Source organism: Verrucosispora sp. SN26_14.1 (genome assembly GCF_004307965.1).
In the GTDB taxonomy this organism is placed as follows: domain Bacteria; phylum Actinomycetota; class Actinomycetes; order Mycobacteriales; family Micromonosporaceae; genus Micromonospora.
The window spans coordinates 42,557-53,790 of record NZ_SISL01000006.1; the positions used below are offsets into that span (position 1 = coordinate 42,557).

Genomic DNA, 11,234 nt, shown 5'->3' on the forward strand with positions numbered 1-11,234 from the left:
GGCACGTTCATGGTGGCCCTTGAGTGTGAAGAGAGGACCTATGGTGAGTACCGCTCCAGGCGGAGAATCCTCGAAATCTACGACGCGATGCAACACGCGATCGGCACCGGCAAGCGAGGCGTTCGATGATCTCACCCCGCGCGATGACGTGCGCCCGGAACGCGTTCGGACCGGGAGGGACCGGCATGTCCTCGTCTTTTTCGTAGAGGAGGCCGTAGGACCCCGGCAGCCGTCGGGCGACGAACTGGAGCACTTGGCGCATCCGCACCGCCTCGTCCCGCCGCCGGTTGGCCACCCCATGCAGGAATAGGTAGTACTCCCCGTTGAGTACGGTCACCTCCGCCGAGACGTTCGTCGGGAATCCCAGCCCGGCCACCAGTTCGTTCAGCTCGTCGATGATGGCGTCGAGTTGGCCGGTGTCCGACTCCTCCGTGGTCTGAGAGAGGCGGAACCAACCGTGGAACTCGTACACGTCCGTACCCAGAGCAGGTCCGCCAGGCAGTCAGTGGGACCTCGCAGTGGACGCAGACAGCACAGCCGCTTACCAACAGCTCCGTCAACACGCCCAGCGCGAGGACAGGTCACCGGCTACCGACCGTCGCCGCTTCCTCGGCCATCCACGCGACCCGGCCAGTCAACGTCAAGTACCGGGCCGACCACCGACCAAGTATCGGTCAGCAGCACTAGGCCGTGTTTCGTAGGGTGTTGATGTGGGGTGTGGCGGTGGTCGCTAATGGGCGAGGTCTCCGGTAGTTGGTTCAGCGACCAAGCTAGAACTTCACACCGGAGACCTCGTGCCGAGCGTAACGGCAGTGAGGCGACATGACCTGACCGACGTGCAGTGGGCGGCGTTGGAGCCGTTGCTGCCTGGCGGAATGGGTCATGCTCGGCCGCGCAGATGGACCATGAGACTGATCATCGACGGGATCCGGTGGCGGGTCCGAACCGGATCGCCGTGGCGGGACGTGCCCGCGGAGTACCCGCCGTGGCAGACCTTGTATCGATGGTTTCGGCGGTGGCAGCGTGACGGGGTCTGGGCACAACTGCTCACCTCATTGCAGGCCCGGGCGGACGCGGCGGGGTTGGTCGACTGGACGGTGAGCGTGGACTCGACCATCAGCCGCGCCCACCAGCACGCGGCGGGAGCCCGTCGCGACGGTCAGGCACAGAAGGAGCCTCCTGGTGGTGTGCAGACCGAGCCGGCAGATCACGGCCTCGGCCGATCGAGGGGCGGCTGGACCACCAAGACCCATCTGGCCTGCGAGCAGGCCCGCAAACTGATGGCCCTGGTGGTGACCGCCGGGCAACGCGGCGACAGCCCACAGTTCATCCCCGTACTGGCCAGAATCCGCGTCCCCCGAGTCGGAGGCAGCCGACCACGGACCCGCCCCGACACCGTGCTGGCCGACAAGGCGTACACGTCCAACGCCAACCGCGCCCACCTACGATCCCGGGGCATCCGCGCGTGCATCCCGCGAGCAAGGCCGACCAGGACGCGCACCGCAAGGCCAAAGGCTCCGCAGGCGGCAGACCGCCCGCCTTCGACCCCCACGTCTACCGCCAACGCCACGCTGTGGAGTGCGGCATCAACCAGCTCAAACAACACCGCGCCATGGCCACCAGGTACGACAAACTCGCCGTCCGCTACGAAGCCACCCTCACCATCGCCGCCATCAACCAATGGCTCCGCGCCCCACGAAACACGGCCTAGCCAGATGCTCGAAGGAATACCGAGCCCGTTGGGGCGTCGGTCCGTTGAACGTCACCGAGCAGCTCGCGGGCACCTTGGCAGACAGCGTTCCAGTCGGTCTTCGGGGATCGGTCAAGGTTCTTGGCAAGCCAATGCCGGCGGTCTTCGTGTTCCCGCCGCAGATGGACGAGGTCAAGATCCACGCCAGGTAGTCCACCGCGGCGTTCCAGCTCCTCGATCCGCTGTCCCATGGTGTCCATCAGCTCGCGGTTGAGGGTGTGCACGGCCTCGAGGTACGCGGTGGTCGGGACGCTGAGCCGGACTTCGGGGTCGGCGGTGAAACCGATCTCGCCGTCGTCCTCGTGCCGCCAATCCACGGTGGTCTCGTCGCGATCGTCGCGGGTGGTGCGCCAGAACCGGAGCTTGGGAGGATTGCGCAGGTAACCGAAGTCCAGGTTGTGCTCGCCGTGCCAGATCGCGGCCGTGACGACGGGATGGTCGGGCACATCCGCGTTCCCATCGTCAGTCCGTTCCTCATCCGGTTCGGCCACGAACTCGAGCGGGTCACACGTCCACTGCGCGGCGTCGGAGGCGATGAACGGCTGCAGGTCGTCGGGTATCGGCTCCAGCACCTCGGGTGCAAGGACAATGACGTCTTCCCAGAGCCGGGCCAGGTAGTAGTCGATGTAGGGATGGGGGTGAACTTGCCGGGTGCGGCGCAGCAGCTTCTGCCCGCTTGCTTCGAGCCAGTACCAGCCCTCGGTGAGCCCGAACCAGTGGAGCCTCGGCTGGTCACTGCCCCACGGCGACACCTCGTCCAGTGGGTACAGCTCGAACCGGAACCTGACCATTGAGGCAGTATCCCGCAACTTCCGGCGGTCGAACGAGAGCCCGGATCTGGCCGCCGATCGTGGGTCACGTTCGGCGACAGATCGGCGAGGACGGTCGATGCATGATGCTAGTGCTGGGTGGGCGGCGGGCGTCGGTCGCAAGCGGGTCGAGGCCTCGCCGCACGGTGTGGACTGCCCAAGGGATGTCCTGCCGTAGCAGCGTCGTCTCCTAGTCCCGTGAGACAGCTGCAATGCCGTGGGCAGGATAGGAAAGCCAGGACCGGGGCGGGATCGCGGTTGTACAGCCGGACCTGGCAAATCGCAGGCTGAAGATCAAGAGCGGCCCTGCCGGTCGACACGACTGCTTTGCGGTCCACCTGCGGCTATCTCTACCCCTGTCCGGACAACGCATCTGGATGCACGAGCTCACACCCGGTAACTTGAAAGGCCGCATCGGGGATCATTGCTGGGGAGGGTTGTTGCGGCCGAGTCGACGTCCCACCAACACCCTTCAACTGTCGCTGCTGTTCATCGCTGTCCTGCTGGAGATCGCGGTGAACTTCTTTGCCAACGACGATGCCTCGCCGCTGGCCGCGGCGATCCGTCAGGTCGCTGGTCCCGCGTTGATCGTGTTGCTGGTGTGCTGATCGTCGGCAACGGTGTGATGTTGTGGTGGGAGGCGCCGCGTAGCCGGCGGCCGGTGTGGCAGTCGGATCGCAGCCCTTATCCGGGGCTGTCGGCGTTCACGGAGCAGGACGCGTCGGTGTTCTTCGGCCGCGAGGAGCAGGCCACTGAGTTGGTACGGCGGCTGCACGAGCTGGGCCGGGACGGGTCCGACCGGTTCGTGTGCGTCACGGGGGCTTCCGGCAGTGGCAAGTCCTCGCTGGTGCACGCGGGCGTGGTGCCCCGGTTGCGACGTGGGCGGTGGCATGTGTTGCCGACGGTCGCGCCGGCCGGTGAACCGCTCGGTGGGCTCGCTGACCTGACGGTCGCATTCGGTGCCGCTGACCGTGCCGGTGCGTTACGGGAGGTGCGATCGCGTCCGGACAGTCTCGCCCGCAGCCCGGTGGCGTGGCGGACCCGGACGGGCCATCGCCACAAGCGCGTACTCCTGGTTGTCGATCAGTTGGAGGAACTGGTCACGCTGTCCAGCGCTACCGAACAGGCCATGTTTCTGGAGCGGGTCGCGGCGGCGTTGCACGCCGACCGGAGGCTGTGGGTTGTCGCGACACTACGTGTGGAGTTTCTCGCTGACCTGCTCGCGGGTCCGTATCCGGAACTGTTCGCGAACTCCGCCGCGCTGGGTGTCATGCGTCCAGCGGATTTCGTCGCGGTCGTGGAGAAGCCCGCTCAGCTCGCCGGAATGCGGTTCGATGACGGCCTGGTCGATCAGATCGTCGCCGACACGGCCACGCCGGACGCGTTGCCGCTGCTGGCGTACCTGCTTCACGAGCTGTACCTGGGGGCCGGGCCGGGCCGGGCCGGGTGGCCACCCACGAGGCATACCAGATACTCGGTGGCGTGTCGGGGGCGTTGGGTCGCCAGGCCGACGAGGTCATCGCGGAGGTACGCCGCGACAGCAGCACCGACGACGTCCTGGCCGCCCTGTTGCGTCTGGTAGCGATGGAGGGCACCGAGCCGACCCGGCGTCGGGTGCCCCTGCGGGAGCTGTCCGATGACCAGCGCCGCATGGTCACCGTCTTCACCGACGCGCGGCTCCTGACCACCGACGTGATCGACGGTGAACCGTACGTCCAGGTCGCGCACGAGGCGTTGTTTCGCCAGTGGGTACCGCTGCGGCAGCAGGTGCAGGCCCGGGCGGAGCAGCTACGACGGCGTACCGAGCTGGAACGCTGGGCAGCGGACTGGGTCCATGCCGGCCGCAGCGCCGACTACCTCCTGACCGGGGATCGGCTTGCGCTGGCCGGACAGTGGCTGGAAGCGATGGAGTCAGCGGGTCAGGACAGCCCTACCGCCCGGGCTCTGGTGAACGCCTCCCGCAGCCGGGACACCGCGTTCCTGCACCGGGTGTCGGAGACGATCGGCCAGTTCGCGCTCGGCAACGTCGACCGGTACCCGGAGCTGGCGGTGCTGCTGACCTCGGCCGCCCTGGCGCAGTGTCCACCGACGCCGGTCGCCCGTCGGGCGCTGATGGCCGCGTTGGCGTTCAGCCACACCGAGGCAGTGCTCACCGGACACACCGACGCTGTCCGTGGAGTCGCCTGGTCACCGGACGGCACACATCTGGCAACCGCGTCCAGAGACGGCACCGCCCGGGTCTGGCACACCGACACCGGCACCGTCGTGCGGGTCCTGCGCGGGCACACCGGCATGGTGGAGGCCGTCGACTGGTCACCCGACGCCGGCCGGCTCGCCACCGCCTCACGGGACGGCACCATCCGGATATGGGAAGCCACGACCGGGGACACGGTCACGGTGCTGCCCGGTGGCGACATAGCCCGCGCCGTCACCTGGTCACCCGAGGGCACACAACTGGCCGCATCGAGCCGGGACCGGACAGTCCGGGTGTGGGACACCTCGACCTGGCAGCTCACCACCCAACTGGTCGGCCACGAAGGGGATGTGTGGGGGCTGCCGGTTCTCCCCTGACTCCCGCCGCCTGGCCTCCGCCTCCCACGACCGGTCCGTCATCGTCTGGAACCTCACCACCGGCCAACCCGCGCAGCGACTGACCGGGCACAGTGACTTCGTCGAGGCCGTCTCCTGGTCCCCGGACGGCGGCCGGCTCGCCACCGGATCCGGTGACCACACCGTACGGATCTGGGACGTCAACACCGGTGAGACTCGGCACGTCATCGGCGGGCACGGGTCACCGATCTGGTCCGTTGCCTGGTCCCCGGACGATCGCGTCGTGTTCGCCAGCGGCGACGGCAGCGTCCGAGTCTGGGACATCCGGCGGCTGCACGAAGTAGCCGAACTGCGCGGCCACACACAGGTCGCCTGGTCCGTCGCGCTGTCGCCGAACGGACGCCGGCTGATCAGTGGCTCCGGTGACGGCACGGCCCGGGTGTGGACGATCCAGCCACGCGGGGCCGAACATCGGCTGCTCGCCGGACATCAGGGACCGGTCACCGCCCTGACCCTGGACCAGACCGGGAGGATCGTGACCGGCGGCGCCGACGGCACCATCCGACAGTGGCAACCCGACGACACCGCCACCGTGACGACCTGGCCGGAGCCGATCGTGGCACTCGCTTGCTCACCGGCGGCTGACATGCTCGCCGTAGCCCTGCGCGACGGCTCGATCCACCTGATCGACGCCGACGGCGACGTACGGCTCGACAGCCAGGCCGAGGCGGAGTCACTGGCCTGGTCCCCCGACGGATCCCGGTTGGCAGCCGGCTGCAAGGACAACTCCGTCCGAGTATGGGACATCCGCACCCGCAGCTCCGCCGGCGTCATGCGCGGACACGCCGACTGGGTGAGCACGCTCGCCTGGTCACCGAGCGGTCGCTACCTCGCCTCCGGCTCCGACGACCGCACCGTCCGGGTCTGGGACATCGAACACCCCGGCGACAGCACGGTCCACTCCGGGCACCAAAACTACGTAGACGGACTGAGCTGGGCCCCCGACGAACGCGTACTCGCCACCTGCTCCGCTGACTGGACCATCCGCGTCTGGGACCTCACCGGCACCAACCAACCGCGCACACTCACCGGCCACGAACGACGCGTACGCGCGGTCGCATGGTCACCGGACGGCGGGCGGCTGGCATCCTGCTCCGACGACCGCACCGTGCGGGTCTGGGACGTGGACCACCACCAGAGCGAGGTGATCGGCGTACACCGCGACGCCGTGACCAGCCTCGCATGGCTACCGAACGGGCGACAGGTCGTGACCGGTTCGGCGGACGGCACCGCCCGCATTTGGGCAGACCACGTCGACCTGAACGAGTTGACGGCGCTGGCGCGCACCCGGGTGTTCCGCGGACTCACCGACGACGAACGACGAGCCCACCTGCTGCCGGTCGACGCGGACTCATAGCGTCTGCTCCACCTCGCGGGTCACCCACCAGGTAGTCGCCCGGGTCCAGACCGAGCGACTTACGGCGCTCCGAGGCCCAATAGGCCGCGTTGGCCTCCTCGAACGACTCAGGGCCGCCATGAGAGATCACCCAGATGTGCTGACTACGCGCCCGGTCCACCCAGGAGCCGTGAACCTCGAAACCGAGATCACGCCGCAACGGGACAACCAGACGCTGCCACCTGTCCACCCACTCGTCCAACAACCCTTCCCGCACCGTATAGGTCCGGATCTGCACCGTTCTTGCCACGCCCATCACCTCACCCTCGTCCATCCCGCCATCGACCGTAGCCGACGCAACACGACCGGTTCGAAAGTCCGGCGACGAACAAGGATCGGCCTGCGGTCCTCGGTCACCCGTCCAGTCGAGCTCGTGCTCGACAGCGCCTGTGGGCACTCCGAACCTTACCGGCCACACCTTACGACTCGCCTTCCCATCAACGTCGCAACCCTCTGCGCGCCCTTATCGGCCCTAAAACGACATGCCACCGCCCCAGTCCTGAAGCCGGCGTTGACGTAACAGAGTTCCTGGCTGTCATCGCAGGCTGACCGACGCGAATGACTCCACACTTCTTCCATAGCTCGCCGAGCCATCAGCGCCCGGCGAGCTATTTGCGTATCCCTCGACAGTCCCAGCAGAGAAAGGAGTGCGGCGCGATGAAGACGAACCCTCACTGCCAGATAGAGCCTGATTCCACCAGACAGGGAAATGCATATGCCAGAATTGCAGCCAGATTTTCCCAATGGACCCACCCCCGACTACAATTACGACAGCAATTCGGAACCCACGTACACGGCATCGTCGGGCGAACTATCCGTAATCATCCCACCGGACCCGCCGGAATTCGGACCAGCCGCCGCGCTCGCCCTGATACGCCTTCTTGTCGCGGTTCATCGCAAACGCACGGAGCGTCCCGACCACCCCATGGAGGAAACATGACCATAGACACCGAGCGCCTTGGGCGTAGCATCGCCAGGCTCGGCTTCGACACACCGAAGCTGAGCTTCGCCTTCTATGGCCGAGTGTCGACCGAGGACAACCAGGACCCGGAATCATCCCGAGGCTGGCAACTGTCGCTGGCCACCAACCTGATCGCACCGCGCGGCGGCGTGATCGTCGAGCAGTTCTTCGACATCGGGCACTCCCGGGCACTGCCGTGGCAACGCCGACCCGAAGCGAAACGGCTGCTCGCCGCGCTACGCGACCCGCAGCGCGGCTTCACCGCCGTAGCGATCGGGGAACCTCACCGCGCCTTCTACGGCAACCAGTTCGGACTGACCCTGCCCCTGTTCCACCACTACGGCGTCCAACTCTGGGTGCCCGAGGTCGGCGGACCCATCGACCCAGACAACGAAGCACACGACCTGGTCATGTCGGTCTTCGGCGGCATGAGCAAAGGCGAACGCAACCGGATCAAAGTCCGAGTGCGTACCGCCATGGCCACCCAGACCCTCCTCGAAGGCCGCTACCTCGGTGGCCGCCCACCCTACGGCTACACCCTCAAGGACCTCGGCCCACACCCCAACCCCGGCAAGGCCGCCCAGGGCAAACGGCTGCACGGGCTGACCCCCGCCCCGCAGACCGCACCCGTCGTCCGACGGATCTTCGCCATGCACCTCGCCGGCTACGGCATGTTCGCCATCGCCGAGGCACTCACCCACGACGACATCCCCTGCCCCTCCGCCCACGACCGCGCCCGCAACCGCCACCGCAGCGGCATCGCCTGGTCCAAGACCGCCATCCGCGTCATCCTGACCAACCCCCGGTACACCGGCCGACAGGTCTGGAACAAACAACGCACCGACGAAGTACTCCTCGACGTCGACGACGTCGCCCTCGGCCACATCGCCGTCATGCGTTGGAACAACCGCGAACAATGGCTGGTCTCCAAAGACATCGTCCACGAACCCCTCATCGATCAACCAAACTTCGACAACGTCCAGCAGATGCTGACCAGACGAGCCCGAACGGCAACCTCACCGAAACGAGCACACCGCTCCCGCCACCCCTACATATTCAAAAGCCTGGTCTTCTGCGGCATCTGCGAACGAAAAATGCAAGGCCAGCACTCCCACGGCGTCGCCTACTACCGCTGCCGCTTCCCCCAGGAATACGCCCTGGCCAACCGGGTCGACCACACCCGCAACGTGATCCTGCGAGAAGAAACACTCATCAACCCGTTGGACACCTGGCTCGTCGGCGAATTCGGACCCCTGCAACGCCGCCACACCGCCGCCAAGATCCTCAATCAACTCGCCCTCGGCGTACCCGCCACCTCGCCAGCAACGCCGAAGGGACCAACAGTCACCGAATGCGACGCCAAACTCGACCGCTACCGAGCAGCCCTCGACGCAGGCGCCGACCCAGCCGTCGTCGCCGGCTGGATAGCCGAAACCCAGGCCGAACGCCGCCGCGCCGAGCAACACCAGCAGACAAGGACCACGGCCAAGACCTCAGACATGGCCAGCCACCTCACCGAGAATGGACTCCTCACCATCATCGACGAACTTGGCGACCTGGTTACCGCACTACGAGACGCCGACCCCGAACACAAACTGGAGGTCTACCGCAACCTCGGCCTACACCTGACCTACAACCCGGAAACACAAACGGTGCGGGCAAGTGTCGACCTTGCCGCGCACCGTTGGGATTCGGTTTGTGTCCGAGGGGGGACTTGAACCCCCACGCCCTATACGGGCACTAGCACCTCAAGCTAGCGCGTCTGCCATTCCGCCACCCGGACTTGCTCTGTCCAGCCTACCGTGTCGACCTCAGTGATCCATCACCAGGAGGCCGCCCAGCGGGCCGCACGGGGAGTTACTGTACACGCCGCCGGTGGATCATGCACATCAGCATCCCAAGGCCGATTCCGGCCGATCTGACCAGCCCTGGCGGGCCTGTCGGTGTGGTCCGGCTGGCGTCACGGCGCCCCTACCCGGCAGCATGGCGGTGTGTCCCATGCCTCTCCCTTGGCCGTCGCTCAGCAGCGGGCTCTGGCGCTGCGTGGCGCGGGCAACCTCGCCGCCGCCCGTGAGCTGCTGAACGACGTGGTCGAGTCCGTGCCGCCGTCGCTCGGCAAGGATCATCCGGACGCGCTGAGCACCGCGCACCTGTTGGCCAGGTTGCACCGGGAGGCCGACGATCCGAGCGCGGCGCGGCGGGTGTTGGAGGAGGCGTTCGCGGCCGGGGAGCGGCGGTGGCCGCACGCCGACCCGTTGATGCTGGCGTTGGCCTTCGAGCTGGGCTCCGTTGCGGACGAGCTGGGCAACCGCCACGAGGCGCGCCGCAACTACACCCGCGTGGCCGCTGCCGGCCCCGCGGTGCTCGGTGCCGACCACCCGGCGGTACGTACGGCACGCGAGTATCTCGGCGACGCCGCTCCGGCTCCGCAGCCGGCGGTGCCCGCTCCTCGCCAACCGGAACCGGCGCCCATGCCGGCGCACGGGGTCCTGAACGAGCCGACGATCTCGCTCGCGGTGCTGTCGACCGCCTGGAAGCCACACGACGCCTCGACCGCCGCCGGGTCCTTCCGCCAGCCGGCGTCCCCCTTCGGCGAGGGTGTCGCTGCCCCCTCCGTCCCAGCCTCGGCCGCCCCGGCCGTGCCGCATCCGCGCGCCGTACCGAGCTCGCATGCCCCTGGCGTGCCGCCGGCACCGCCGGTCGTGCCTCCACCGCCGCGCATTCCGCCGCCTCCGGTCGTGCCGGAGCCTCCGACGGTGCCACTGGCCCGGACAGCCCTCCACGACCAGGCTGCTCCCCCGGTCGCGTCGCCGGAGGCAGCCGAGCCGACCATCGCGCTGAGGCTGCCGGTCCGCGAGAGCAAGGTCCCACCGCCGCCGGTACCGCGCACCGTTCCCGACCCGGCACCGCCCGCCGCACCCACGGCGCGCCTTGTGGCCGTCGAGGCGGACGAGGATACGAGCGTGCTCCGGATCCTGCCGGAACCTGACGCCTCGACGTCGGTCGAGGCCGGGCCGGCTTCGCCGGACGGGCCGGGGGTACGAGTCGCGCCGGGATCAGCGTCATCCGACCCGGCGACATCGGCGGTGCGAGGCGCTGAGGCCAGCGATGCGACTGGCGCGGTGGCCTCTACTCAGCCAGGAGCCTCGACTGAGCCGGAGTCGTCGAACGAACAGGGAGCATCGGTAGGGCCTGGGTCACCTGGAGGCCCGCAGTGGGCGCGTCCAACCGTTCGGGTGCAGCAGATCGACCCACTGTTGGCCGAGGAGGCCGCCCGGGCTCGCCGCTTACCCGAAGGCGCGTCACCGGCCTCGGACGCGGTCCTGCCGGGCGACGAATCGGTGAGCGGTGCACCGGCCAGCGGGCCGCCCTCCGCCGCAGCCCAGGTCAGCGGTCCACAGGCCGCCGAGCCTGCCTCGGGCGCACCTTCGATCGGCCCAGTTCCCGTCAGCGCTCCGCCGGCAAGCGGGCCCACCGCACCACCGACCAGTGGGGCTCCGACGAGTAGCCCGCCGATCAGCGGACCGCCACGCACCAGTCCGCCGACGAGCGCGCTACCGGTCGGCGGATCATCGACGAGCGGGCTGCCGACCAGCGTGCTACCGGTCATCGCGCCGCCGGTCAGCGGCCCTTCGAGCAGTACACCGCCGACGAGTGCGCCACCGGCTGGTGCACTCCCGGTCAGCGCGCCGCCCACCAGCGGCGCGC

The 11,234-nt window shown here is 68.1% G+C and carries 9 protein-coding genes and 1 tRNA gene; 7 read left to right on the forward strand and 3 right to left on the reverse strand.

The window, feature by feature from the left end; genetic code table 11:
* Positions 1-7: 7 nt before the first annotated feature.
* On the reverse strand, positions 8-472 hold the full coding sequence (locus EYA84_RS01360; RefSeq protein ID WP_131051143.1) for an Imm7 family immunity protein: 465 nt from the start codon (positions 470-472) through the stop codon (positions 8-10).
* A 340-nt stretch (positions 473-812) separates the two neighbouring features.
* Here EYA84_RS01360 and EYA84_RS01365 point away from each other — a divergent pair.
* Positions 813-1,711 (forward strand): IS5 family transposase gene (locus EYA84_RS01365; protein WP_162854321.1). Its coding sequence is split into 2 segments (ribosomal slippage): positions 813-1,484 and positions 1,487-1,711, totalling 897 coding nucleotides; the frame shifts between segments, so codons are not numbered across the junction.
* Here the strand turns inward: EYA84_RS01365 and EYA84_RS01370 are convergent.
* On the reverse strand, positions 1,708-2,541 hold the full coding sequence (locus EYA84_RS01370) for a DUF5984 family protein (RefSeq protein WP_201272260.1): 834 nt from the start codon (positions 2,539-2,541) through the stop codon (positions 1,708-1,710). The genes EYA84_RS01365 and EYA84_RS01370 overlap by 4 nt on opposite strands.
* Before the next feature lie 395 nt (positions 2,542-2,936).
* Between EYA84_RS01370 and EYA84_RS33240 the strand changes: the two genes are divergently transcribed.
* The 5 genes from EYA84_RS33240 to EYA84_RS01385 all read left to right on the forward strand — a co-directional run bounded on the left by EYA84_RS33240 (position 2,937) and on the right by EYA84_RS01385 (position 9,244).
* Positions 2,937-3,167, forward strand: a complete 231-nt coding sequence (locus EYA84_RS33240) for a hypothetical protein (protein WP_236145540.1) — start codon at positions 2,937-2,939, stop codon at positions 3,165-3,167.
* A complete protein-coding gene (locus EYA84_RS33245; RefSeq protein WP_236145541.1) occupies positions 3,161-4,141 on the forward strand; it encodes an ATP-binding protein in 981 nt (326 codons plus the stop codon). Before EYA84_RS33240 ends, EYA84_RS33245 begins: the two co-directional genes overlap by 7 nt.
* Complete coding sequence (locus EYA84_RS33250; protein ID WP_236145542.1) at positions 4,042-5,130, forward strand: WD40 repeat domain-containing protein; 1,089 nt, start codon at positions 4,042-4,044, stop codon at positions 5,128-5,130. The genes EYA84_RS33245 and EYA84_RS33250 overlap by 100 nt, the downstream gene beginning before the upstream one ends.
* Positions 5,102-6,526 carry a WD40 repeat domain-containing protein gene (locus tag EYA84_RS33255; protein WP_236145543.1) on the forward strand — a complete coding sequence of 475 codons (1,425 nt, stop codon included), beginning with the start codon at positions 5,102-5,104 and terminating at the stop codon, positions 6,524-6,526. The genes EYA84_RS33250 and EYA84_RS33255 overlap by 29 nt, the downstream gene beginning before the upstream one ends.
* 975 nt (positions 6,527-7,501) lie before the next feature.
* The gene (locus tag EYA84_RS01385) at positions 7,502-9,244 is read left to right on the forward strand and encodes a recombinase family protein (RefSeq protein WP_131051144.1); all 1,743 of its coding nucleotides are present in this window, start codon (positions 7,502-7,504) and stop codon (positions 9,242-9,244) included.
* On the opposite strand, the gene EYA84_RS01390 is transcribed toward EYA84_RS01385, so the two are convergent.
* Positions 9,226-9,309, reverse strand: a tRNA-Leu gene (locus EYA84_RS01390). The two genes, EYA84_RS01385 and EYA84_RS01390, sit on opposite strands and share 19 nt — an antisense overlap.
* 208 nt (positions 9,310-9,517) lie before the next feature.
* On the opposite strand from EYA84_RS01390, the gene EYA84_RS34020 reads away from it, so the two are divergent.
* Positions 9,518-11,234, forward strand: a 1,717-nt coding sequence (locus tag EYA84_RS34020; RefSeq protein WP_201272261.1) for a tetratricopeptide repeat protein, incomplete at its 3' end; no start/stop codon positions are given.

Excerpts from the sequence above, each read along its gene's own strand:
- EYA84_RS01370 (WP_201272260.1), bottom strand. The coding sequence starts at position 2,541 with ATGGTCAGGTTCCGGTTCGAGCTGTACCCACTGGACGAGGTGTCGCCG.
- EYA84_RS33240 (WP_236145540.1), top strand. The coding sequence starts at position 2,937 with ATGCACGAGCTCACACCCGGTAACTTGAAAGGCCGCATCGGGGATCAT.
- EYA84_RS33255 (WP_236145543.1), top strand. The coding sequence starts at position 5,102 with ATGTGTGGGGGCTGCCGGTTCTCCCCTGACTCCCGCCGCCTGGCCTCC.
- EYA84_RS01385 (WP_131051144.1), top strand. The coding sequence starts at position 7,502 with ATGACCATAGACACCGAGCGCCTTGGGCGTAGCATCGCCAGGCTCGGC.